27 protein-coding genes are annotated in these 24097 nt (G+C 66.4%); 18 read left to right on the forward strand and 9 right to left on the reverse strand.

Annotated features, from left to right (window positions below):
* Window positions 1-45: 45 nt before the first annotated feature.
* On the reverse strand, window positions 46-1002 hold the full coding sequence (locus tag G6N66_RS03185; protein ID WP_085233478.1) for an SAM-dependent methyltransferase: 957 nt from the start codon (window positions 1000-1002) through the stop codon (window positions 46-48).
* Window positions 1003-1014: 12 nt separating this feature from the next.
* A complete protein-coding gene (locus G6N66_RS03190; protein ID WP_085233479.1) occupies window positions 1015-1926 on the reverse strand; it encodes a class I SAM-dependent methyltransferase in 912 nt (303 codons plus the stop codon).
* A 248-nt stretch (window positions 1927-2174) separates the two neighbouring features.
* Here G6N66_RS03190 and secY point away from each other — a divergent pair, with 248 nt between their 5' ends.
* The 11 genes from secY (at window position 2175) to G6N66_RS03245 (ending at window position 12070) form a co-directional block, all read left to right on the forward strand.
* Entirely contained in the window at window positions 2175-3500 is a 1326-nt protein-coding gene (gene secY / locus G6N66_RS03195; protein WP_085233480.1) for a preprotein translocase subunit SecY, read from the forward strand.
* The gene (locus G6N66_RS03200) at window positions 3497-4042 is read left to right on the forward strand and encodes an adenylate kinase (protein ID WP_085233481.1); all 546 of its coding nucleotides are present in this window, start codon (window positions 3497-3499) and stop codon (window positions 4040-4042) included. Before secY ends, G6N66_RS03200 begins: the two co-directional genes overlap by 4 nt.
* Before the next feature lie 7 nt (window positions 4043-4049).
* Window positions 4050-4850, forward strand: a complete 801-nt coding sequence (gene map, locus G6N66_RS03205; protein ID WP_085233482.1) for a type I methionyl aminopeptidase — start codon at window positions 4050-4052, stop codon at window positions 4848-4850.
* A 100-nt stretch (window positions 4851-4950) separates the two neighbouring features.
* Window positions 4951-5496, forward strand: a complete 546-nt coding sequence (locus G6N66_RS03210) for a sigma-70 family RNA polymerase sigma factor (protein ID WP_085233483.1) — start codon at window positions 4951-4953, stop codon at window positions 5494-5496.
* A 73-nt stretch (window positions 5497-5569) separates the two neighbouring features.
* Window positions 5570-6361, forward strand: coding sequence for an anti-sigma factor family protein (locus tag G6N66_RS03215; protein ID WP_085233484.1), 792 nt, complete (start codon window positions 5570-5572; stop codon window positions 6359-6361).
* 48 nt (window positions 6362-6409) lie between these two features.
* Entirely contained in the window at window positions 6410-8176 is a 1767-nt protein-coding gene (locus G6N66_RS03220) for a thiamine pyrophosphate-binding protein (RefSeq protein ID WP_085233485.1), read from the forward strand.
* Window positions 8157-8804, forward strand: a complete 648-nt coding sequence (locus G6N66_RS03225) for an SRPBCC family protein (RefSeq protein WP_085233486.1) — start codon at window positions 8157-8159, stop codon at window positions 8802-8804. The genes G6N66_RS03220 and G6N66_RS03225 overlap by 20 nt, the downstream gene beginning before the upstream one ends.
* The gene (locus G6N66_RS03230) at window positions 8801-9850 is read left to right on the forward strand and encodes a 3-oxoacyl-ACP synthase III family protein (protein ID WP_085233487.1); all 1050 of its coding nucleotides are present in this window, start codon (window positions 8801-8803) and stop codon (window positions 9848-9850) included. Before G6N66_RS03225 ends, G6N66_RS03230 begins: the two co-directional genes overlap by 4 nt.
* Window positions 9850-10917 carry a pyridoxal phosphate-dependent aminotransferase gene (locus G6N66_RS03235; protein ID WP_085233591.1) on the forward strand — a complete coding sequence of 356 codons (1068 nt, stop codon included), beginning with the start codon at window positions 9850-9852 and terminating at the stop codon, window positions 10915-10917. Before G6N66_RS03230 ends, G6N66_RS03235 begins: the two co-directional genes overlap by 1 nt.
* A gap of 89 nt (window positions 10918-11006) precedes the next feature.
* Complete coding sequence (locus tag G6N66_RS03240; protein ID WP_085233488.1) at window positions 11007-11507, forward strand: MarR family winged helix-turn-helix transcriptional regulator; 501 nt, start codon at window positions 11007-11009, stop codon at window positions 11505-11507.
* A 14-nt stretch (window positions 11508-11521) separates the two neighbouring features.
* Window positions 11522-12070 (forward strand): TIGR03086 family metal-binding protein, encoded by a 549-nt coding sequence (locus G6N66_RS03245; RefSeq protein WP_085233489.1) that lies wholly within the window; start codon window positions 11522-11524, stop codon window positions 12068-12070.
* A gap of 130 nt (window positions 12071-12200) precedes the next feature.
* Here G6N66_RS03245 and mmsB read toward each other — a convergent pair whose 3' ends face one another.
* The 3 genes from mmsB to G6N66_RS03260 are packed head-to-tail and all read right to left on the reverse strand — an operon-like array spanning window position 12201 to window position 15803.
* Window positions 12201-13097, reverse strand: coding sequence for a 3-hydroxyisobutyrate dehydrogenase (gene mmsB / locus G6N66_RS03250; RefSeq protein ID WP_085233490.1), 897 nt, complete (start codon window positions 13095-13097; stop codon window positions 12201-12203).
* Window positions 13098-13108: 11 nt separating this feature from the next.
* Window positions 13109-14269 (reverse strand): isobutyryl-CoA dehydrogenase, encoded by a 1161-nt coding sequence (locus tag G6N66_RS03255; protein ID WP_085233491.1) that lies wholly within the window; start codon window positions 14267-14269, stop codon window positions 13109-13111.
* Between the two features lie 13 nt (window positions 14270-14282).
* On the reverse strand, window positions 14283-15803 hold the full coding sequence (locus G6N66_RS03260; RefSeq protein WP_085233592.1) for a CoA-acylating methylmalonate-semialdehyde dehydrogenase: 1521 nt from the start codon (window positions 15801-15803) through the stop codon (window positions 14283-14285).
* 169 nt (window positions 15804-15972) lie between these two features.
* On the opposite strand from G6N66_RS03260, the gene G6N66_RS03265 reads away from it, so the two are divergent.
* From G6N66_RS03265 to G6N66_RS29945, 7 genes are all read left to right on the forward strand, one after another.
* Complete coding sequence (locus G6N66_RS03265; protein ID WP_085233492.1) at window positions 15973-16512, forward strand: RNA polymerase sigma factor; 540 nt, start codon at window positions 15973-15975, stop codon at window positions 16510-16512.
* A complete protein-coding gene (locus G6N66_RS03270; protein ID WP_085233493.1) occupies window positions 16509-17210 on the forward strand; it encodes a QcrA and Rieske domain-containing protein in 702 nt (233 codons plus the stop codon). Before G6N66_RS03265 ends, G6N66_RS03270 begins: the two co-directional genes overlap by 4 nt.
* 183 nt (window positions 17211-17393) lie before the next feature.
* Complete coding sequence (locus G6N66_RS03275) at window positions 17394-17825, forward strand: PPOX class F420-dependent oxidoreductase (RefSeq protein ID WP_085233593.1); 432 nt, start codon at window positions 17394-17396, stop codon at window positions 17823-17825.
* Between the two features lie 141 nt (window positions 17826-17966).
* Window positions 17967-18365: a cupredoxin domain-containing protein gene (locus G6N66_RS03280; protein WP_139825258.1), complete on the forward strand. Its 399-nt coding sequence runs from the start codon at window positions 17967-17969 to the stop codon at window positions 18363-18365.
* Entirely contained in the window at window positions 18362-19288 is a 927-nt protein-coding gene (locus tag G6N66_RS03285; RefSeq protein WP_085233495.1) for a metallophosphoesterase family protein, read from the forward strand. Before G6N66_RS03280 ends, G6N66_RS03285 begins: the two co-directional genes overlap by 4 nt.
* On the forward strand, window positions 19285-19677 hold the full coding sequence (locus tag G6N66_RS03290; RefSeq protein ID WP_085233496.1) for a hypothetical protein: 393 nt from the start codon (window positions 19285-19287) through the stop codon (window positions 19675-19677). The genes G6N66_RS03285 and G6N66_RS03290 overlap by 4 nt, the downstream gene beginning before the upstream one ends.
* 112 nt (window positions 19678-19789) lie before the next feature.
* A complete protein-coding gene (locus G6N66_RS29945) occupies window positions 19790-20920 on the forward strand; it encodes a PE family protein (RefSeq protein WP_085233497.1) in 1131 nt (376 codons plus the stop codon).
* A 145-nt stretch (window positions 20921-21065) separates the two neighbouring features.
* Here the strand turns inward: G6N66_RS29945 and G6N66_RS03300 are convergent, their stop codons facing one another.
* Genes G6N66_RS03300 through G6N66_RS03315 form a run of 4 tightly spaced genes read right to left on the reverse strand, consistent with a single transcriptional unit; the run spans window position 21066 to window position 24084 of the window.
* Complete coding sequence (locus tag G6N66_RS03300; RefSeq protein WP_085233498.1) at window positions 21066-21560, reverse strand: lipoprotein LpqH; 495 nt, start codon at window positions 21558-21560, stop codon at window positions 21066-21068.
* Window positions 21561-21590: 30 nt separating this feature from the next.
* Complete coding sequence (gene rfbC, locus G6N66_RS03305; RefSeq protein WP_085233499.1) at window positions 21591-22208, reverse strand: dTDP-4-dehydrorhamnose 3,5-epimerase; 618 nt, start codon at window positions 22206-22208, stop codon at window positions 21591-21593.
* A gap of 1 nt (window position 22209) precedes the next feature.
* The gene (gene rfbB, locus G6N66_RS03310; protein ID WP_085233500.1) at window positions 22210-23205 is read right to left on the reverse strand and encodes a dTDP-glucose 4,6-dehydratase; all 996 of its coding nucleotides are present in this window, start codon (window positions 23203-23205) and stop codon (window positions 22210-22212) included.
* A gap of 24 nt (window positions 23206-23229) precedes the next feature.
* On the reverse strand, window positions 23230-24084 hold the full coding sequence (locus G6N66_RS03315) for an LLM class F420-dependent oxidoreductase (RefSeq protein WP_085233501.1): 855 nt from the start codon (window positions 24082-24084) through the stop codon (window positions 23230-23232).
* Window positions 24085-24097: the final 13 nt, after the last annotated feature.

Genomic DNA, 24097 nt, shown 5'->3' on the forward strand with positions numbered 1-24097 from the left:
GTCCATCGCGGAAAAGTGCGAGTAGGGTGCGCCGTCAGCGCAGAGTCAACGCACAGGGTCGGCCGGCTGGGGCAGCACCGCAGACACGTACCTGATGTCGCCGAAGGCGACCAGGGATCGCTCCTCGGGGAACTCAAATCCGTTGTGGGCGTACATTTCCTGGGTGCTGCGCGCCGTCACCTGCCAGCCGTGATCCGACAGGTAGGTCACCACGTCGTTGCGCTCGCCCGGGTAGACCAAGTCGGACCAGTTGAAGTTCAGGCCGAGCCGCTGCCAACGCTCGCTGATATCGCGGCCCCGCTTTTCCAGACGGTCGCGAATGTTCGGCACATAGCCGGTGGCCAGTCTGCTGCCGGGGGCGCTCAGCGCGGTGATGCTGTCGAACAACCGGTCTTGGGCGTCCGGCGGCAGATAGGACAACAGCCCCTCGGCGCTCCAGGCCGTCGGCTGTCCCGGGTCAAACCCGTTGTCGCGCAACGCGGCCGGCCAGTCATCGCGCAAGTCGACGCCGACCGGGCGGTGCTCGACGGCCGGGACCGCGCCCAGCGCGGCCAGGGTGCCGGTCTTGAACTCGATCACCCGGGGTTGGTCGACCTCGTAGACGACGCTGGTGTCCGGCCACGCCAGCCGGTAGGCACGGGTGTCCAGCCCGGAGGCCAGGATCACCGACTGGCGCACGCCGGCCCGCGCGGCGTCCAGGAAATGCGCATCGAAAAACCGGGTGCGCACCGCCATGCCTTCGCTGAGTCGCCGCGCGGTTAAAGCGGGGTCGGCTGCATCATCTTCGGCAAGCTCGATTTCGCCGTCCATCATCCGGATGAAGGCCTCGACCCCGACGGCTCTGACCAGCGGTTCGGCGAAGGGATCGTCGATCAGGGGGTCGGGGCCCTTGGAGGCCAGCGCGCGCCGAGCGGCCACCGCGGTGGCGGTGGCCCCCACGCTGGACGCCAAATCCCAAGTGTCGCCGTCGGATCGGCGGGTGTCGTTAGCCCCTTGGCCCATAGCCCGGCCCCCTCAGCGCGTGGCGGTGAGGCTGACGATGTTGCGCAGCTGGGAGGTGTCGTCCTCGGGGAACACCAGGCCGTAATCGGCGAACAACTCGCGCCGCGGACGGGTGCTCACCTGCCAGCCCAGCCCGGTCAGGTATTCGACGATGTCGTTGCGATCGCCGTCGAAGAACAATCCGGACAGGTCGATGTCGCAGCCCAGTTTGGCCCAGCGCTGGTTGAATTGCGCCGCACGTTCGCTCATCGTCGGGCCGCCGGGATCGTTGCCGTGGTACTCCGTGGCGATCCTGCTGCCGGGGGCGGACAGCGCGGTGATGTGGTCGAAGAGCCGGTCCTGCGCGTCGGGCGGGAGGTACATCAGCAGGCCCTCCGCGCTCCACGCGGTGGGTTGGGTGTCATCGAACCCGCTGGCCCTCAGGGCGGCCGGCCAGTCCTCGCGCAGGTCGATAGCCACCGTGCGCCGCTCGGCGGTCGGGGCGGCGCCGAGCGTCGCCATCGTCGCGCTCTTGAACTCGACGACCTTGGGTTGGTCGATCTCGTAGACGACGCTGCCGCTCGACCATGACAACCGATACGCCCGAGCGTCCAGGCCGGCGGCCAGGATCACGGCTTGGCGCACGCCGTCGCGCGAGGCGTTGAGGAAGAAGTCGTCGAAGAAGCGGGTGCGCACCGCGATCGAATCGGTCTCGAGCTGTAGGTCCCGTTCGGCGTCATCGTGCGGCCGGGAGGCGATGACGTCACCGTCGACCAGGCGGACGAAGAAGCCCAGGCCGACCGCGCGCACCAGCGGCGCCGCGAACGGGTCGTGGATGATCGGGTTGGGCTCCGCGCTGGCCACTGCGCGGGCGGCGGCCACCATCGTGGCGGTGGCGCCGACGCTCGAGGCCAGGTCCCAGCTGTCCTGCTCGGTGCGTGTCATGGTGCTCCCGTGTGCGCCGTCTGATGAGGCGTTTTGATACTTAGCGAATGTAACGAGTCAACTGAAACTGTACGCGATTTGCGGAGTTTTTTCGGAGGCCTCGGGGCGGTCCCGCAAAAGACCTTGAAGAGTTCCGAGCACGCCAGCTGTTAGTCTCGTACACGGTTTATACGCGCACGGCCTGTGAGGGTCGTATTGCTGCCTGCGGGTATTGGCGCGTGACGCAGGATCGACCCCCGGAGGAACGAGTGCTCTCGGCTTTCATCTCATCGCTGCGGACAGTCGATCTGAGACGGAAGATCCTCTTCACCCTGGGCATCGTCCTGCTCTACCGCCTCGGCGCCGCACTGCCGTCGCCGGGCGTCAACTACAAGAATGTCCAGCAGTGCATCAAGGAGGCGACGGGCGGCGAAGCCGGACAGATCTACTCGCTGATCAACCTGTTTTCCGGCGGTGCGCTGCTGAAGCTGACGGTGTTCGCGGTGGGCGTGATGCCTTACATCACCGCCAGCATCATCGTGCAGCTGCTCACGGTGGTCATTCCGCGTTTTGAGGAATTGCGCAAAGAGGGCCAGGCCGGCCAGGCCAAGATGACGCAGTACACCCGCTATCTGGCCATTGCCCTGGCCATCCTGCAGGCCACCAGCATCGTGGCGCTGGCGGCCAACGGCGGGCTGCTGCAGGGCTGCCAGCAGGACATCATCGCCGACCAGAGCATCTTCACGCTGGTCGTCATCGTGTTGGTGATGACGGCCGGTGCGGCGCTGGTGATGTGGATGGGCGAGCTGATCACCGAGCGCGGCATCGGCAATGGAATGTCGCTGCTGATCTTCGTGGGCATCGCCGCCCGCATTCCGTCGGAGGGCAAACAGATCTTGGACAGCCGCGGCGGGGTCATCTTCGCCGCGGTTTGTGTGGCCGCGCTGATCATCATCGTCGGCGTGGTCTTCGTCGAGCAGGGCCAGCGCCGGATCCCGGTGCAATACGCCAAGCGCATGGTGGGTCGGCGCATGTACGGCGGAACGTCGACGTATCTGCCGCTGAAGGTCAACCAGGCCGGCGTTATCCCGGTCATCTTCGCGTCCTCGCTCATCTACATTCCGCATTTGATCACCCAGCTGGTCCGGAGCGGCACCGGCGGCGTCGGCAATAGCTGGTGGGACAAATTCGTCGGGACGTACCTGTCCGACCCGAGCGACCCGGTTTACATCAGCATCTATTTCGGGCTGATCATCTTCTTCACCTACTTCTACGTGTCGGTGACCTTCAACCCGGACGAACGTGCCGATGAGATGAAGAAGTTCGGCGGCTTCATTCCCGGAATTCGACCGGGCAAGCCGACCGCCGACTATCTGCGTTTCGTGCTGAGCCGGATCACCCTGCCGGGTTCGATTTACCTGGGCGTGATCGCGGTCCTGCCCAACCTTTTCCTGCAGATCGGCGCTTCCGGGGGAGTGCAAAACTTGCCGTTCGGCGGCACAGCGGTTCTGATCATGATTGGCGTCGGTTTGGATACGGTCAAACAAATCGAAAGCCAACTCATGCAGCGCAACTACGAAGGGTTCCTCAAGTGAAGATCGTTTTGCTTGGACCGCCCGGCGCGGGCAAGGGGACGCAGGCCGAGAAGCTATCCGAGAAGCTTGGGATCCCGCAGATATCGACCGGCGACCTGTTCCGGCAAAACATCGGCGACGGCACCAAACTCGGCCTGGAGGCCAAACGCTATCTGGACGCCGGCGACCTGGTGCCGGCCGAACTGACCAATCAGCTCGTCGACGAGCGCCTGGACCATGCCGACGCGGCCAACGGGTTCATCCTGGACGGCTACCCACGCTCGGTCGCGCAGGCCGAGGCGCTGCACCAGATGCTCGAGCGCCGGGGCACTGACATCGATGCGGTGGTGGAGTTCAAGGTGTCCGAAGACGAGCTGTTCGAACGCCTCGCGGCGCGTGGTCGCGCCGACGACACCGAAGAGGTGATCCGCAACAGGATGAAGGTCTACCGGGATGAGACCGCGCCGTTGCTGGAGTACTACAGCGGAGAGCTGAAGACAGTCGACGCCGTCGGCAGCGTGGATGAGGTGTTCGCCCGCGCGCTGCACGCCCTGGGGAAATAGTCAGCCCATGCGCACGCTGGCACGGCTCCGAGGCCGCCGGGTCGTGCCGCAGCGCACCGCGGGTGAACTCGACGCGATGGCCGCCGCCGGTGCGGTGGTCGCAACCGCGCTGCAGGCCGTGTACGCGGCCGCGGGTCCGGGGGTGTCGACCCTGAGCCTCGACCAGATCGCCGAGTCGGTGATCCGCGAGGCGGGCGCCATCCCGTCGTTCCTGGGCTACCACGGCTACCCGGCGTCGATCTGCGCCTCGGTCAACGACCGAGTGGTGCACGGCATCCCCTCGGCGGCGGAGACTCTTTCGCTCGGTGACCTGGTGTCCATCGACTGCGGCGCGGTGCTGGACGGCTGGCACGGCGACGCGGCGGTGAGCTTTGGCATCGGATCCCTCGACCCCGCCGACGCAGCGCTCTCGGACGCCACCCGCGAATCGCTGGAAGCCGGGATCGCCGCGATGGTCGTGGGCAACCGGTTGACCGACGTCGCGCACGCCATCGAACGGGGCACCCGCGCGGCCGAGGTCCGCTACGGGCGCGCCTTCGGGATCGTGCAGGGCTACGGCGGCCACGGCATCGGCCGCCAGATGCACATGGACCCTTTCCTGCCCAACGAGGGCACCCCCGGGCGCGGCCCGCTGCTGGCCGCCGGCTCGGTGCTGGCCATCGAACCGATGCTGACCCTCGGCACCGGCAAAACGGTGGTGCTCGACGACGAATGGACGGTCACCACCGCCGACGGTTCCCGTGCCGCCCACTGGGAGCACACCGTGGCGGTGACCGAGGCGGGCCCCCGCATCCTGACCGTGGCTTGACCAGGGCTTATCCCGAGCAGAGCCACAGATTAGCCGCCAGCCGTTAGTGTTCGTGAACTAAACATCTATTGCACTCGTTTCACTAGTCGGAGGTGATCGAGTGGCTCGTGTGGCCGGCACTCGGGGGGCATCCGGGGCTGCTGAAGCCGCTCTGATGAAGGCCCTTTACGACGAGCATGCCGCGGTGTTGTGGCGCTACGCGCTCCGGTTGACCGGCGACGCCAGTCAAGCCGAGGACGTGGTCCAGGAGACGCTGTTGCGGGCCTGGCAGCATCCCGAGGTGATCGGCGATACCGAGCGTTCGGCTCGGGCGTGGCTGTTCACCGTCGCGCGCAACATGATCATCGACGACCGGCGCAGCGCGCGGTACCGCAACGTCGTTGGTTCCCTCGACGAGGAGGGTGCGCCGGAACAGTCCACCCCGGACGACGTGAACGCCGCGCTGGATCGGCTGCTGATCGCGGATGCGATGGCGCAACTGTCCACCGAGCACCGGGCCGTGATCGAGCGGTCCTACTACCGCGGATGGACCACAGCACAGATTGCTACAGACCTTGAGATCGCCGAGGGAACAGTGAAGTCGCGACTACACTATGCGGTGCGGGCGTTGCGACTCACTCTGCAGGAACTGGGGGTGACCCGATGACAGGACAGCCAGCACAGCGCTTCCAGCTGATCCAAAACGTCACGGGCTCCGAATACTTGACGGGTGACAGGAGATGAACGACATGAGCACGCCATTTTGGGGGATGGGCCCGCCTGATCCGGTAAACGATGCAAACGACGGGACTTTGACGATGAGTGACAACGACCGCTACGCGACGTGGGACGCCGCGTACGTGTTGGGGTCACTGTCCGCGGCCGACCGCCGCGAGTTTGAGACCCACATGGGGACCTGCGCGGGCTGCCGGGAGGCCGTCCGCGAACTCAGCGGGATGCCGGCGCTGCTGTCGCGGCTCGACCGAAGCGATGTGGTCGCGATCGACGAAACGGGACCGATCGGGTCCGTTCCCGAGGAAACGGTGACTCCGCAGATGTCGCCGGAGTTGTTGCCGTCGTTGCTGGCAGCGGTGCGCTTTCGTCGGCGCCGGACCCGCGTCGCGACCTGGGCGGCCTCGGCGGCCGCGGCCGCGGTACTGGGTGTCGGCGTATTCGTCGGTGTCGAGAGCCAATCCTCGACGGGCGCACAGCAGGCGACCGCGTCCGCGGAGCCGATGTCGCAAGTCGGGACGAAGCTGCTGAGCTCGACGGTGGCGGTGTCCAGCCAGCATTGGGGAACGTTCATCAACCTGAAGTGCGTGTGCCTGGCTCCGCTGACTGCGCACCACGACACTCTGGCGATGGTCGTGGTGGGTCGCGACGGCAGCCAGACCCGGCTGGCGACCTGGGTGGCCGATCCCGGTCACACCGCGACACCCGCAGGCAGCATTTCCACTCCGATCAACCAGATCGCCGCTGTGCAAGTCGTTTCCGCCGACACGGGCCAGGTGCTGCTGCAGCGATCGCTGTAAATCCGCGGCGGCGGTGAACCCGAGCCGCTCGCTTGTCGTGTTAAGTGCATGCCAAGAACGCACCGGGTGGTCGACCACATCGTCGAACATCTCGCGGCAATCGGAATCGACCACATCTTCGGAGTTGACGGCGCCAACATCGAAGACCTGTTTGACGCGGCACACTTTCACCCCGGAATCACCGCGATCCTGGCTAAGCACGAGTTTTCGGCCGCAACGATGGCCGACGGGTACAGCCGCAGCGGGGCCGGACTGGGATCCGGATTGGGAGTGGTGGCCGCGACCTCGGGTGGCGGCGCGCTGAATCTGGTGGCCGGCCTGGGGGAAGCGCTGGCCAGTCGCGTTCCGGTGCTGGCTCTGGTGGGCCAAACGCCCACTCCGATGGACGGTTTGGGCAGCTTTCAGGACACCAGCGGCCGCAACGGAGCCCTGGACGCCGAGGCGGTGTTCTCCGCGGTGTCGCTGTCCTGCGAGCGGGTCCTCGACCCGGCGGACATCGTCACCGCACTGCCCCGGGCCATCGCGGCGGCGCGCACCGGCGGGCCGTCGGTTCTCTTGCTGCCCAAGGACATTCAACAGGGCGCCGTGGCCATCCCGGATATCCCGAAACGAAACGGACACCCGGTCGCCGAGCTGCGACCCATCGGTAACCCGAACACGATCGCCACGGTGCTGCGCAACGCGCGCGGCCCGGTCACCATCATCGCGGGCGAGCAGGTGGCCCGTGACGACGCCCGTGTCGAGCTCGAAGCACTTCGTGCGGTGTTGCGCGCGCGGGTAGCGACCGTCCCGGACGCCAAAGATGCTTCCGGCACACCGGGTTTCGGCTCCTCATCCGCCCTTGGGGTGACCGGTGTGATGGGCCACCCGAGTGTGGCCGAAGCGGCGGCCGCCAGTGCGGTGTGCCTGGTGGTCGGCACCCGACTTTCGGTCACCGCCCGCACCGGGCTGGACGACGTGCTGGCGCGGGTGCGGACGCTGTCGATTGGGTCGGCGCAGCCCTATGTTCGGTGCACCCACGTGCACACCGACGACCTGCGTGGCTCCCTGCGCATGCTGACCCAGGCGCTGTCCGGCCGCGGACGGCCGGTGGGCGTGCGGGTGCCCGATGCGGTGCCGCACACCGAATTGCGGCCCCCGCCCCACGCCGGAGCCGGCGTGCGCTACCGCGACGCCATGGCGGTGCTGGATGGTGCCCTGCCCGACGGGACGGACGTGGTGGTCGACGCGGGAAATACCGGGGCGTCGGCCGTCCACTACCTTCCGGCTCGGCGGGGCGGCAGATTCGCGGTCGCCCTCGGCATGGGCGGCATGGGCTACAGCTTCGGCGCCGGCATCGGGATGGCTTTCGGTCGCGCCAACAGCGGCCGACGAGCCGGACGCACGGTGGTAATCGCCGGGGACGGCGCGTTTTTCATGCACGGCATGGAGGTGCACACCGCGGTGCACTACCGGCTTCCCGTGACGTTCGTGTTGTTCAACAACAACGCCCATGCCATGTGCGTGACCCGCGAGCAACTGTTTTACGACGACCTGTACGGCTACAACCGGTTTCGGCCCAGCCGGCTGGGTGCCGGCCTGGCGGCGATGTTTCCGGGCCTGACGTCCGTCGATGTCAGCGACCTTGACGGCTTTGCCGCCGCCCTGCGCGCGGCGCTGGATGTCGACGGCCCGGCGGTGGTCAGCGTCGAATGCGCCGCCGACGAAGTCCCGCCGTTCGCGCCATTTCTCGCCGCGATGACAGCGAAAAGCTCTGCCGCAGAAAAGATTCCAACCACAAAGGAGAACCGGACCGATGTCGCTGCCAGCGCTTGAGGATATCCCCGCCCAAATCGACGGGGTGACGCGCATCGAAACGCATCCCCGCGAAAAGGCCACCCCGATCATCATGGAGCAGATGCGGTCGGTCTACCCGCACGACCAGGTGTTCGGGGAGTACTGCACCGTCAACGATTACATCGACTGCCCGCCCGACGAGCTCTTCGAGTACCTGGCCGACACCCGCAGCCTCGAGGAGTGGACCTACAGCCTGCGCGGTTTCACGCCGACCGACGAACCGGGACTGTGGTTGGCCTACGACCGGCTCGGTTCGGAGACCGAGATCTACACTCGCACCGTCGTCAACGAGCATGCTCGCACCGTCGACTACCACTGCGCCTGGGACCAGGGCAAGCACTTGTGGATGATTTACTTGATGCGCGTCATCGACGCCCAGGTGGTGCTCGACAAGCCGGGTTCGGTTGTGCTGTGGACCAATTGCCATCACCCGTTCTACGACCACAACCCGTATCCGGAGACCGCGCCCCCGCAACGCCCGGTGTGGGTGGGCGACTTCTGGGACATGTTCGGCGCCGGCCACGCGCTGGAAATGAATAACCTCAAGGCAATTGCCGAGTACCGCCATCACCATGGCCTGCCGGTGACGCCCTACTGGATGCAATGAGAGGGGATCGAGGCAGCGTGAGCACAACCCGAGAAACGACTGTCAGTCTGACCGACGTTTCCACCTACCTACCCGGCGAGCCGATCGGCGCGGACTACTATGCGCAGTTCGCCGAGTCCGATGACCTGCGCGACAACATCATGTTCCGCGCGCCGGCGTTCCGTCATCACGTCGCACCCGACGAAACCGCGATCGACATGATCGAGCGGGCAACACGAGGCTTAATCGAACGTAACGGGGAGGACGTCATCGAGGGGGCCGACGTGCTGATCACTCACACCCAAGCTCCGGATCTGCCGTTCTACGGCGCGGGCGGCGGCATCGCTCACCGCTTGGGAATGCGGCCCTCCTGGGTGCTCGACCTGCACAATGGCGGATGCGCCGCTTTTGTGTTGGCGCTCAACGTCGCCCGCCAACTGTTGACGTCGGGCGCCGGACACACCGCGCTGATCGCCGTCGCGCAAAACGCCGCGGGCCAGGTCTTCGACCAGCCCGGCGTGCGGCGCAAGGCGCAAGCCGCGGTGCCCGGCGACGGCGCCGCGGTGGGTCTTGTCACGCTGTCCGACGAATCGCCCATCCTCGGCATCGAGTGCCGCACCTACGGCGAGTACCACGGTGAAATGACGTTGACCGCGGAGCCCCACCGCAAGTGGTGGGCCGCCGGGCCCGGTGAGATGTCCATCGGCTTCACCGAAAGCAAAATCACCAAGGTGCTGGCCCGGGGCAACCGTCAGGTGCCCGAAGTGGCGCTGGCGGTGTGCGACCGAATCGGCCTGCCAGCCAAGGACATCGACCTGCTGGTCACCAACCAGCCCAACCGGGCGTTTCTGCGCAACTGGCGCGAAGCGCTCGAATTGCCCAAGGAACGCCATCGCGACACCTTCGACGAGTGCGGCAACCTGTTCGGTGCCGGTATCCCGATCAACCTGGATCGCGCGATATCCGACGGTCAGCTCGAGGCCGGCGATGTGGTCATGATGGCGGGCTTCGCGCACGCCGGCGACTTCGCCGGCGCGGCGGCGGTGCGGTGGGGCGGGCGGGGCTGATGCACACCGTCGCGAGCCCCGCCGCCATCGATGTCGACGACGGGTTTCCCACCGCGATCGACCCGTTTGCGCTGTCGCTCAACGAGAATCCGTTCCCACCACTACCGGGGGTGCGGTCGGCGTTGATTCGTTCCGTCGATGCGGCCAACCGGTACCCGGAGTTCCTGCCCGAGCGGTTGCGCACGCTGATCGCCGCTCGTGTCGGGCTGCCGACCGACCGGGTGGTGCTGGGCGCCGGCGCGACCGGCGTGGCGTTGCAGATGCTGCAGGCGTTGACCGACCCCGGCGACACGGTCGCTTTCTCGGCGCCGACGTTCGACGGGTATCCGATCATCGCGCGGATGGCGCGGCTGAAGACGGTGGCGGTGCCACTGGACCAGCACGGCCACAACGATCTCGACGGGCTGGCCGAGGCCGCCGCGGCCGCACGCGTGGTGGTGGTATGCCGGCCGCACAATCCGACCGGCACGCTGGAGCCGACGGCCGAGATCGTGGGCTTCCTGCGGCGGCTGCCGCGCGACACCATCGTCCTGCTCGACGAGGCGTACATCGAATTCGTCGCGCCCGAGCACCGGATCGACGTTGCGGCGCTGACCGAACGCTTTCCCAACGTGGTTGTGGTACGGACCTTTTCCAAGGCCTACGGGCTTGCGGGCCTGCGCATCGGCTATGGCTTGGCATCCGCGCCCGTAGCCGAGACGCTGTGGGCCCAGCAGCTGCCGTTCGGCATCGCGATCACCAGCCTGCTTGCGGTCGCGGCGTCCTACGACGCCGAATATCAGCTGCTGCAACGGATCCGGAAGGTCATCGCCGAACGCCGCTATCTGCGGATGCGGCTGGGCGCCATGGGGATATACAGCACGGACGCCCAAGCCAACTTCATCTTCCTGCCGTCAAGCGCAGCGCGGGATCGGCCGTGGGGCGACGTGTTCGCCGACACCGGACTGCGAGTTCGACACTACGACGACGGTGCCGCACGAATCACCGTGGGCAGCCGCCAGTCCAGTGCGGCGGTGTTGGCGGCGATCTCCGCGTTGCGTACGCCCGCGGTGGTGACCGCAAGCTGACGCCCGGCTTCCCCTGCGGAGGGGACGGGGGAAGCCGACGCCCAACCGGAATTGGCCCGCTTCCTGCCGCAAGTGCGGTAAGAAAGGGCGTGGCTTCGGAGAAGAAGCGCGACCCGATCGCCGCGGCACGGGACAACTGGGAGCGTGCCGGGTGGGGCGACGTGTCGCAGGGCATGGTGGCGGTGACATCGGTGATGCGAGCACACCAGATTTTGCTGGCCCGCGTCGAGACGGCGCTGCGCCCCTACGACCTCAGCTTCTCCCGCTATGAGTTGTTGCGGCTGCTGGCGTTCAGCCGGACCGGGGCACTGCCCATCACCAAAGCCTCCGACCGGCTACAGGTTCACGTCACCAGCGTCACGCATGCCATTCGCCGGCTGGAGGCCGACGGGCTGGTGCAACGCGTGCCCCACCCCACCGACGGGCGCACGACGCTGGTGCAGATCACCGATCTCGGCCGCTCCACGGTCGAAGACGCAACGGTTACGCTCAACGAGCAGGTTTTCGGCGACATCGGGATTTCCTCTGAGCAGTCGCAGGCGCTGGTGTCGTCCATCGAAACCTTGCGCCGCAACGCCGGCGATTTCTGACGGAAGGCAGGACCATGGACCCAGTAGTTGCTCACCAGCGCGCCCAGGATGCGTTCGCCGCCGCGCTGGCCAATGTCGGCCCCGACCAACTCGGCGCTCCCACACCGTGTTCGGAATGGACGGTCCACGACCTGATCGAGCACGTTGTTTCCGGCAACGAGCACGTCGGGATCTGGTCGGGCCGCAACGAGGTGGCCCCGCCCCGTCCCGACGGCAACGTCGCGGCCCATCGGGCTACCGCCGCCGCGGCGCAGGAGATCTTCGCCGGGCCGGACGGGATGTCCACGATATTCAAGCTGCCGTTCGGGGAGTTCCCGGGACAGTTCTTCATCGGGCTGCGCACCAGCGACGTGCTGACCCACGCCTGGGATCTGGCGACCGCCACCGGCGAGTCCACCGACCTTGATCGTGAGCTGGCGACCGAGCAGCTCGCCGCGGTGCGCGCGTTCGTCGGACCCCAGTTCCGCGGGGCGGGCCTGCCGTTTGGCGACGAGCAGCCGTGCTCGACCGAGCGCGCGCCCGCCGACCAACTGGCGGCGTTTCTGGGCCGAAAGGTGCAGTGACGCGGCGGCTATCACATCCGCCTTATTAGTCCCGGCGCCGGATGCACATGCATTGTTGTCCACCTCCGAGCGACAAACGGCCTGCTGCACAATGTTTGTCGCTATGAGGTGGACAAAAATGTCGTAGTGACTAAATCCGGGCTTGGCCGTTGCGCAGCATCTCGATCACCGCGCTGAAGTCCTTGTCGGCGTGGTCGGCGGCAAACTTGGCGTAGATCTCGGCGGCGTGGCTGCCCAGCGGTGCCGACGAACCGGTCGCGTTCACCGCGTCCATCGCCAGGCCCAGGTCCTTGTTCATCAGCGCGGTCGCGAAACCGGGTTTGAAGTCGTTGTTGGCCGGCGATGTCGGCACCGGGCCCGGCACCGGGCAATTGGTGTGCACCGCCCAGCAGTTGCCGGTGGCGCCGGTGATGACGTCGAACAATGACTGTGCCGGCAATCCGAGCTTTTCGGCCAGCACGAACGCCTCGCCGACGGCGATCTGCTGCACCGCGAGCACCATGTTGTTGCAGACCTTGGCGGCCTGCCCCGCGCCGGCGGCACCGCAGTGAATGATCTTGCCCGCCATGGGTTCCAGCACCGGTCGCGCACGCTGCACCGCGTCTTCCTCGCCGCCGACCATGAAGGCCAGCGTCCCGGCCACGGCGCCCTTCACCCCGCCGGAAACGGGCGCGTCGAGCTGGGGCAGGCCGTGTTCGGCGGCCAGTGCGTGGACTTCGCGGGCGTCGCTGACCGAGATGGTGGAACTGTCGATCAACAACGCGCCCTCGCGGGCGGCGGGCAGAATCTCGGCGTAGCAGCGTTTGACGATGTCTCCGTTGGGCAGCATGGTGATGACGACGTCCGCGCCGGTCACCGCGTCGGCGGCGCTGTCGAAGCCGGTGACGCCGCCTGCGACCGCCGCGGACAGCGCCGCGGGGACCGGATCAAATCCGCGCACCGCGTGTTTGGCGGCAAGAAGATTCGCCGCCATGGGCGCGCCCATGTTGCCCAGGCCCAGGAAAGCCACCGTCAAATGCTCAGTCATCTCGGACCCTTCTAAGCGGTAGCTCGGAACCGCGAGGCCTCGGCGCGACCGATGACCACCCGCATGATTTCGTTGGTGCCTTCCAGGATTCGATGCACCCGCAGATCGCGGACGATCTTTTCCAGACCGTACTCGCGCAGATAGCCGTAGCCGCCGTGCAGCTGCAGGGCCTTGTCCGCCACGTCGAAGCAGGTGTCGGTGACGTAGCGTTTGGCCATCGCGCACAGCTCGACCTTGTCGGGGTCGTCGTTGTCCAGCCCACTTGCCGCGCGCCACAACATCATTCGCGACGTTTCGAGGCCCGTCGCCATGTCGGCCAGGGTGAACCGGATGGTGGGCTCGTCGAGCAGGGACGACCCGAAGGCCTGCCGCTCGCGAACGTAGGCGCCCGCCTTGTCGAAGGCGGACTGCGCACCGCCCAACGAGCACGCCGCGATGTTCAGGCGGCCGCCGTTGAGGCCCTGCATCGCGATGCCGAACCCGGCGCCTTCACCGTCCGCGCCACCCAGCATCGCGTCGGCGGGCACCCGCACGTCTTCCAGGATCACCTGCGCGGTGGGTTGGGCATGCCAGCCCATCTTCTCTTCGAGGGCGCCGAAACCCAGTCCGGGAGTGCCCTTTTCGATGATGAACGCCGATATTCCGCGCGGGCCCTCTCCGCCGGTCCTGGCCATCACCACGTAGACGTCGGAGGCTCCGGCGCCGGAGATGAACTGCTTGACACCGTTGAGGACGTAGTCACCACCCTGCTTGACGGCGCGGGTGCTCAACGCGCTGGCGTCGGATCCGGCGCCCGGCTCGGTCAGGCAGTAGCTGGCAATGACGTCCATCGGCGCCAGCCGCGGGATCCATTCCTTGCGTTGCTCGTCGGTGCCGAAGCTGTCGATCATCCATGCGCACATGTTGTGGATGGACAGGAACGCGGCGGTCACCGGGTCGGCGATGGCCAACTGTTCGAAAATCCGCACCCCGTCGAGTCGGCGCAGCCCGCTGCCGCCGACGTCGTCGCGACAGTAGATCGCCGCCATGCCGAGTTCGGCCGCTTCGCGCAGGACGTCGGTCGGAAAGTGTTGGGTGGCATCCCATTCCAGCGCATACGGGGCGATGCGTTTGGCTGCGAACGCGGCCGCCGTCTCGGTGATGACCCGTTCGTCGTCGTTCAGGGTGAACATGGGCGTAGCTTCGCTAATTCATGGTCGGTATGACGAACTCGGCACCGTCCTTGATCCCGGACGGCCACCGCGACGTGACGGTCTTGACCTTGGTGTAGAACTGGATCGACGCCGGACCGTGCTGATTGAGGTCGCCGAAACCGGAGCGCTTCCACCCGCCGAAGGTGTGGTACGCCACCGGCACCGGGATGGGCACGTTGACCCCGACCATGCCCACCTGCACCCGCGACACGAAGTCGCGGGCGGCGTCGCCGTCGCGGGTGAAAACCGCGACGCCGTTGCCGTATTCGTGCTCGGAAGGCAGTCTGAGCGCTTCCTCGTAATCATGGGCCCGAACGATGCACAGCACGGGCCCGAAGATCTCGTCGGTGTAGATCGACATGTCGGTGGTGACGTGGTCGAACAAGGTCGGCCCGATGAAGAAGCCACCCTCCAGGTTGGCGTCACCGAATGTCAGGTCGTCGCTGGCGCGGTCGCGGCCGTCGACGACGAGTTCGGCCCCGGCGTCCACGCCCTGGCCGATGTAGTCGCGCACTCGGGCCAGCGCGGCCTCGGTGACCAGTGGGCCGTAGTCGGCCTTGGGGTCCAGGCTGTGTCCGACGCGCAGGTTGTTGATCCGTTCAACGAGCCTGGCGCGCAACCGTTCCGCGGTCTGCTCGCCGACCGGCACCGCGACGCTGATCGCCATGCACCGTTCGCCCGCGCTGCCGTAGCCGGCGCCGATCAGCGCGTCGACGGCCTGGTCCAGGTCGGCGTCGGGCATCACGATCATGTGGTTCTTGGCTCCGCCGAAGCATTGCGACCGCTTACCGGTGGTCGCGGCCGTGGAGTAGATGTACTCCGCGATGTCGGAGCTGCCGACGAAACCGACCGCCTTGATGTCGGGGTGGTGCAGGATCGCGTCCACGGCCTCCTTGTCGCCGTGCACGACCTGAAACACGCCCGGCGGGAGGCCGGCCTCGAGAAACAGCTCGGCCAGGCGCACCGGGACCGACGGGTCCCGCTCACTGGGCTTGAGCACGAACGCGTTTCCACACGCGAGGGCGGGCCCGGCCTTCCACAGCGGGATCATCGCGGGGAAGTTGAACGGGGTGATGCCCGCGACCACGCCGAGCGGCTGGCGCAGCGAGTAGACGTCGATGCCCGGTCCGGCCCCCTCGGTGTATTCGCCTTTGAGCAGGTGGGGGATGCCGATGCAGAACTCGATGACCTCGATGCCGCGCTGAACGTCGCCCTGCGAGTCGGCCAGCGTCTTGCCGTGTTCGCGGGACAAGAGTTCGGCGAGCTCGTCCATGTTTTGGTTGACCAGCTCGATGAATCGCATGAGCACCCTGGCCCGGCGCTGCGGGTTGGTCGCCGCCCAGCCCTTTTGGGCCTCGGCGGCCGACGCCACCGCGGCGTCGATGTCCGCCTTGCCGGCCATCGGGACCTGGGCCTGAACCTGGCCGGTGCTGGGGTCGAGGACGTCAGCGGTGCGGGTGGACTGGCCGGCGGTGCGCTGCCCGTCGATGAAGTGGGGGATCTGTGTGGTCATGGCCATCCAAAGGTGGGTCGGGCGAGAAAGGGGTGATACTTGCATATCCTAGTAACCCGCCTGCGGCGTTGGCAAGGCGGGTCCGCCCGGGGTGTAACCCGCGCCGCTATTGATTCGTGAAATGGGATTATCTTCAGCGGAGCCCGGCTCGTGGACAGGCAGGCGAGATGTGACCGCGCGAAACGAACCCGTCGGCCCGCGCCCCCTGCGCGCGGTGCCCGATGACGGCTACGCGAACTGGGAGGCGGTGTATTCCGACAACGCGACCTGGGTGTACCGCACGCTGTTTGCGCGCGTCGGCAACCGGGCCGACGCCGAGGACCTCACCGCCGAGGTGTTCCTCGCCGCGCTGCGACCGCTGCGGCTGTCCGCGACCGTTGCCGAGGTGCGCGCCTACCTGCGGGCCACCGCGCGGACGGTGCTGGCCGCGCATTGGCGCGAAACGCTGGGTCGCGAGATCACCTCGATCGACGACATCGAGCAGCCCCCCGAAAGTGAGGAGGCGATCAGCGTCGCACCCCGACGTGTCGCGGCCGTTCTCGACACATTGCCCGACAACTACCGGCGGATCCTGGAACTGCGCTTCCTGGAAGGGAATTCGATCAAGGAGTCGGCCGCGGCACTCGGTGTCAGCGTCGCCAATGCCAAGGTGCTGCAACATCGCGCGTTGCGGCTGGCCGCGCAGGTCAACGATGGGGGGCAGCTGTGAACGCCCGGGGATTGCGCAGATACGTCGACGATCTGCTCCGCGGTCGTCGGCCCAGGGCATTTGCGCCCGACGACTTCGAGGCGGCGCAGATCCGGACCGCGATCGAACTGCGGGCGGCCCGCCCGGGTGAGGACGCTCCGCGGCCGGAGTTTCTCAACGACCTGCACGCCCGTCTCGCCGAGCAGATGACCGGCGCGGCAAAGGAAGTGACACCGCCGCCGACGCAGAACAGCACGCGCCGCCAAGTCATCGTCGGGACGTCGGCCGCCGCGGCCGCCGCGGTCACGGCGGTATCGGTGGACCGCCTGGTCATCGGCGGCCACACCGAGGTACCCGCCGCCTCAGGGCAGCTCACCCCCAACGACGGGCGTTGGATGCGCGTCGCGGCCAGTTCGGATGTGCCCGAGGGGGCCACGCATTCGTTCGATTTCGGCTCGATCAACGGATTCGTGCGGAGGGTCAACGGCAAGCCCGAGGCCGTCTCCGGGGTGTGCACCCATCAGGGCTGCCGTCTGTGGTTCGACGCATCCGACGACCAACTGCATTGCCCGTGCCACACAACGTCGTTCGCGCCCAGCGGGCAGGTGCTCACCCACCAATTGCCGATCGCTCCAAAGCCGTTGCCGAAGTTGATGGTTCGCGAGGTCGCCGGGGCGATCGAAGTATTCGCCCCGGCCGCCCCCGTCGAGCCCGCCTAGCTGACCGACGTCAATCGGGTGGGTCGTCGTCTGGTGGTAGCGATAGCTGATTTGCCCCTGCTTCCATAGTTCCTCGCTGGCCGGCGGCGACGCGACGGCCGGACTGTCGGATCACGGACAGCTTGTTCGTCGTATTGGTAGATAGCCGAGATGCTCGGAAACACGACGAATCAGGAGAACGCAATGAACAGCACAAAGCTCGACGACAGCGCACGCCGACTGATCGGTTCCGCCCCGGCCACGCTTGTCACGATCAATCGCGACGGCAGCCCGCAAGTCAGCCTGGTCTGGGTGACGGTGCAAAGTACAGCCGACGGCGGTGATGAGCTAGTCACCGCTCATTTGCAGGAGCATCAGAAGATCCGCAACATCCGGCGTGATCCCCGCGTGGCGGTGACCATCGCGTCAACGGACCGCAGCGGGCCACAGACACCCTATCTGTCGATCAGGGGCACGGCGCGCGTCGAGGAGGGCGGTGCTCCCGAACTACTGGACAAAATCGCCACGACTATCTTCGGCCCCGGCACGGGGTTCCCGCCGCCTGACGCACCCCCCGGGTACCTCACTCACATCACCATCGAGAAAGTCGGTGGCGTGGGCCCATGGGCGGCCTGAGTCAAGTTCACGCAGGCAACCCATGCCCTTTTGAACACCCACCGATATGAATCGCCCGATTGTGGCTACAGAAGCCAAAGTGGCGCAAGGGATTACAGGGCGGTGTAACCCGCCGCCCTATTACTGGGCATGACTGCTGCCATGCTTCGAAAACGTACCGTTGCCGCGTTGGCGGTGCTGTCGCTGGCCGGATGTTCCCCGGCGCGGCCACCCACAACTACGGGCATGCCGTCCATGACCTCGATGTCGGGGGCCTCGATGTCGGTCACCGCACCGGCGGCGCCGGTGAGCGGCGACCAAGTCAACATCGACAGCTTCGCGTTCGTCCCCGCTACGCTCACCGTCCACGCCGGCAGCACCGTCACCTGGACCAATCACGACGAAGAGCCCCACACGGTTGCCGCCAGCGACGGTTCATTCAAATCGCCCGGGATGGGCACGGGCGCCACCTATTCGCACACCTTCGCCACGGCCGGAACATTCGACTACGTCTGCTCAATTCACCCGATGATGCATGGCACCGTGATGGTGACCCCATGAGGCGCGATCCCGACACCATGAGTCGGCGCCAGCTGATCCGGCACACGGCATGGTTCGGGGCCGCGGTTGGTTTCACCGTCGTTGGCGGCGAGGTCATCTCACATGTCGCCGGCGCCTCGACCCAGCACGCCCAGACCCGACCCACCCTGCGCTTCGCCCAAGTCAGCGACAGCCACCTTGGATTCTCCGGCTCGGCGAACCCCAACGTCACCGACACCTTCGGGCGCGCGATCGATCGCATCAACAACCTCGGCTACACACCGGATTTCGTCATTCACACCGGCGATATCACGCATCTGGCCAGTCCCGACCAATTCGACCAGGCGAAGCAGATGATGAGCAGCCTGAAGACACCACACGTCTTCACCGTGCCCGGCGAACATGACTCGGTCGACGACGCGGGCCAAAAGTACCGCAGCGTGTTCGGCGCGGGAAGTTCCGGCGACGGGTGGTACAGCTTCGACGTCGCCGGTGTGCACGTGATCGCATTGGTCAACACGCTGAACCTGAAAAAGCTTGGGCACCTGGGCGTCGAACAGCTCGAGTTCGTCGAAAAGGATGTTGCCCGGCTCTCGAGCGACACGCCCATCATCGTGGTCAGCCACATACCGCTGTTTGCGATGTACCCAGACTGGGGCTGGGGCACCGACGACGCCACCCAGGCGCTGAGTTATCTGCGCCGCTTCGCCTCGGTCACCTGCCTCAACGGCCATGTCCACCAAGTGTTTTCCAAGACCGAAGGCAACGTGACCTTCTACAGCGGGACAACCACGGCCTATCCGCTGCCCCATCCAGGCGACGGGCCGGCGCCGAAACCGGTCACCTTGCCCGCCGGCAAGCTGGCCGACGCGTTGGGTATCCGCGAGGTGAGCTACACCAGGGGCGATCAGGCGCTCGCGCTGAAAGAACGGACGCTGCAATGAATTTCCTACTGCGACTGGGTCTGGCCGTGTCCTTGTCCGTCAGCGCAACCAGTCATTCTTACCTGTATGTCCATGGTTACCAACACATCCCGGTGATCGGCACCGGCTTCCTGATCCAGGCCAGTGCGTCCTTCGCCCTGGCCGTGCTGATCCTCGTCGGAGGGCCGGGCTGGCTGCACTGGGCCGCCGCCGCCGTCGCCGGAGGTTCGCTGGGCGCGTTCGTGCTGTCGAGGACGGTCGGGCTGTTCGGCTTCGTCGAGGTGGGCTGGGAGCCGTCGCCCTACGCCGCCGGCAGCGTCGCCGCCCAAGTGCTGACCGTGCTGCTGTGGGCGGGCGAACTAGTCGGGTGGCGACTCGTGGGCCGGGCTGCCGCAGCGGAAACTGGGTAGCGCGGTTCTCACAAATTTTTGTACACGTGTTGCTCTAGACGAACGTGCCCCGCGTATGTTACTACAAAGTAAGTAATAGTTACTCTCGCGTACTATCGAAAGGGCGGCGCGGATGTCGTTTGTGATCACAGCACCGGAGGCGCTCACGGCGGTGGCGTCGGACTTGGACAATCTCGGTTCGTCGATCGGCGAGGCCCACGCGGCCGTGAAGGTCCCGACAATCGGATTGCTTCCCGCGGCAGCTGATGAGATATCGACGGAGATCGCGAAAGTATTTGGGGCACATGCCCAGCAGTTCCATGCAGTCAGCGCGCAGGCGGCGGCATTCCACGCCGAGTTCGTCCAGGCGCTCAAGGGGGGCGCGAGCGCGTACGCGGCCTCCGAGGCGGCGAACGCCTCGCCGTTGAAGGCGGTGGAGCAGAATCTGCTGAACGCGGTGAAAACTCCCGCTCAGTCGCTGTTGGGTCCGATCCTGTCCGGCGGTGGCACCGGCGGCCCGCATTTGGGCAGCACGATAGCCGCCGCGGAACAACAGTTCCCGGTCAGCGGACCGCTGAAGCTGTTCGACAACACCTTCCAAAACCTGCAAGCGCTCTACGCTGCCCGCCAGGCAAACCCGCACCCGATCCTTCGGCAGGTCATCGCCAACAACATGAGCTACGGGCAAACACTTGGCGCGGCGTTCCACACCATCACCCAAAACCTGATCACCGTCGGCAAGGGCCTGCCCGCCGTTGTCCAAACCACGCAGAACTTCCTCGCGGAGGGCGACGTCTTCGATGCGGTCACCTACTTTTTCAGCCAGGTTGTGGAGCAGCCCATAATCATCGATATTGGCCTCCCCTTGGTAAGCGCACTGGTCCCCGTCCTGGGCGACATCGGAACGCATATCAGCAACGTGTTCCACGACACGTTGCCGCTGCTGGAGATCGCCCTGGCCCCGCTGTACGGGCCCAACGCCGCCGTCGCGGCAGCCGCGGGTGTCAGCCAAAACATCATGAATGCCTTTGGCACTGGCGACTTCCTGACGGGCTTCCAAGACATCGCCATGGCGCCGACGACCATCATCGACGGCTTCCTGAACGGCTATCCGGTGACCGCCCCCAACCTCACCATCGACCCGTCGGGCGGATTGCTGACCGGTGCTCCCGGCACCAGTCAACCCAGCTTCGGTAGCGCCGGGGCCCTTCTGTCGGTGGTTTCCAGCATCGCGCACGATCTGGGCACCACCGGCAGCGGCTAGTCGGTTTGAGCTCCGCTCAGGAATCGAAGGTCATGGACCGCCGTCGGCACCTCACCGGTGCTGGCGGCGGTCAGCCGGGCAATCGGGTGTGCCGCCGCAGTGCCCCCGACGGTTGCGCTCAAGCAATCGTTCACCAAGCGAAACGCTATGGGCAGGTGACGTCGACCGCAAAGTCCTTGCTGACCTGCTGACCCGACTTGTCGACGCCGGTGGCGGTGCCGGTGATCTTGTAGTTGCTGCCGGTCTTGACGGCGGTGGCGCTGTTGCCCGGCGTTCCTTCGGTGAAGCTCATGACGACGCCCTCGACCGTGCCCAGTCCGGCGTCGTGGACTACCGATCCGTCCGGTTCCAATCCGACGATGACCCCGGTCGGCATTTCGCCGATGGCGATCGAGAACTTGCCGTTGGTCATCGAGCACACCACCGGGCCGCCGATGTTCTGTGGCTGGCCGCCGACGGTGACTTGTGGTTGCCCGGCGGCGGCGGGGGTGGCGTTGGCGGTGGCGGGCGCGGAACTCGCGCTCGATGCGGCGCTGGGCGACGGACCGGAGGCTTTGTTGTCGCCGGAGCAGCCCGCTAAGCTCACCGCGCACGTAACGATCGTTGCCGCGCCCGCGGCGATCAACAGCGCACGCTTCACCGCGTTCTCCCTTTTTGGTTTGGGCTCGCGCTATCCGCCGATCTGGGCGCGCATGCTGTCGATGAATGACTGTGTTTCGTCCCAGGTCGGCAGGACGCCGGATTGGCGTACTTCCTCGAAGCTGGGGGCCGCCGCGTCGCGGTCGGACAACGAAACGGCGACGCCGTCGAGCAAGGGCCAGTCGATCGCCAACGTCGGGTCCATGGCAGAGATGGTGTGCTCGCGCTCCGGGTTGTATTCCGACGAGCACATGTACATGACCGTCGAATTGCTTTCCAGCGCAAGGAATCCGTGCGCGAGCCCTTCGGAGATGTAGATCGTCCTGCGGTCGGTGTCGTTGAGCAGGACCGAGTCCCATTGGCCGAAGGTCGGTGAGCCGACACGGACGTCGACGACGACGTCGAACACCGACCCGGACGGACAGGTCACATACTTGGCCTGGCTCGGCGGCACCTGGGCGAAGTGCAGGCCGCGCAGCACACCGGCCGACGACACCGAGCAGTTCGCCTGCCGGACGTTCAGCCGGTGACCGGCGAAACCGGTGAAACCGCGGTCGGTGAACCATTCGAAGAAAAACCCGCGGGAGTCGCCGTGAATGGTGGGAGTGATCTCCCAGGCGCCCGCGATTGCCAGTTCTCGAACCTTCATTTCACTTGCCTCGTCCTTCGTAACGGGCCTCGGTGACGTCCTTGAGTGGACGCCACCACCATTCGTTGTCTCGGTACCAGTCAATGGTGGCCTGCAGGCCCTCGCTGAAGTCGGTATGCTTTGGCGCCCAACCTAATTCGTCGTACAAGGCCGACGGATCGATGGCGTACCGCAGGTCGTGGCCGGCGCGGTCGGGGACGTGCTCGAAGTCGTCGGGGTCGCGACCCATCATCTTCAGCAGCGTGCGCAGCACACTCAGGTTGTCACGTTCGCCTTCGGCGCCGATGAGGTAGGTCCGGCCGAGCTGCCCTTTTTCCAGGATCCGGCGCACCGCGCTGTTGTGGTCGTCGACGTGGATCCAATCGCGGACGTTGGCGCCGCTGCCGTACAACTTGGGCCGCCGGCCGGTGAGCACATTGGTGATCTGGCGCGGGATGAACTTTTCGACATGCTGATACGGCCCGTAGTTATTCGAGCAATTGGAGATCGTCGCGTGCACGCCGTACGACCGCACCCAGGCCCGCACCAGCACGTCGCTGGCCGCCTTGGTGGCCGAGTACGGACTCGACGGGTTGTAGGGCGTCGATTCGGTGAACCGCGTGGGGTCGTCGAGTGCGAGGTCGCCGTAAACCTCGTCGGTGGACACGTGGTGCAGCCGCACGCTGTGTCGTCGCACAGCCTCGAGGACCGCGAATGTCCCGATGACGTTGGTGCGCAGCGTCAGCTCCGGGTCGTCCAGCGAGTTGTCCACGTGGGTTTCGGCGGCGAAATGCACGACGGCGTCGGACTCGGCGACCAGCTTGGAGACCAGTTCCGCGTCGGCGACGTCACCTTCCACCAGTCGGATGGAATCGGCGACGTGGGCGAGTGACTCACGCCGGGCGGCGTAGGTCATGGCGTCGAGCACCGTGACCTCGTCTTCGGGGTGTTCGCGTACCGTGCTGTGCACGAAGTTCGCGCCGATGAACCCGGCGCCACCCGTCACCAGCAGCCGCATGGCAAAGACCATAGCGGAGAGCCGCTAGCTAAGTAGTGGTCCGGCCAGTTCTCGCAAAGCCTGCAGCAATTTGTCCTCCGGCCACCCGTCCAGCACCTGGACCGCAACATGGTCGGCACCAGCATCGAGGTGCTCGCGGAGACGCCGCGCAATCTCGTCCGGCGTGCCATAGGCAACCACCGCGTCGACCAGGCGGTCGCTGCCGGGCCGGCGTACATCGTCTTCGGTGAACCCCATGCGCAGAAAATTGTTCACGTAGTTGCTCAGGCTCAGGTAGTGCTCGAGGTATTGACGGCCGATCGCCCGGGCTTCGTCGCGGTCGGTGGTGAGCACCACCTTGTGCTCCGGCGCCAGGAACACCGAACTGCCCACCAGCTCACGGGCCTTCGCCGTGTGCTCGGGCGTGGTCAGATACGGATGCGCACCCGCGCCGCGCCCCGCGGACAGCCGCAGCATCCGCGGACCGAGCGCCGCCAGTACCCGGCGACTGGTCGGCACCATGGCGGCGTCGAGTTCGTCGAGGTAGTCGACCAGCGCGTCGCAGGGCTTGGCGTACTCCTGCGTGTGCTCGCGGTGCCCGACTCCGAGGCCGAGCAGGAATCGTCCCGGGTGGGCGCTTTCGATGCGTTGAAAGGATTCCGCGACCGCCCGGGCTGGCGCGGTCCAGATGTTGACGATCCCGGTGGCCAGTTGCACCGAATCCGTCTTGGCCAGAGCGGGGTCGACCCAGGCCAGATCGGCGTCGGGGGACCCGCCGATCCAGATCGTGGCGTAACCCAGCGCCTCGATCCGGGCGGTCAACTCGGGGGTGATGGAGCGGGTGGGCAGCCACGCGCCGAATCGGCCCAGCTTGGGTTTGAGGGAAACAGCGTCGGTCACGGGGAGCCTGTAC

Source organism: Mycobacterium conspicuum (assembly GCF_010730195.1).
Classification (GTDB): domain Bacteria; phylum Actinomycetota; class Actinomycetes; order Mycobacteriales; family Mycobacteriaceae; genus Mycobacterium; species Mycobacterium conspicuum.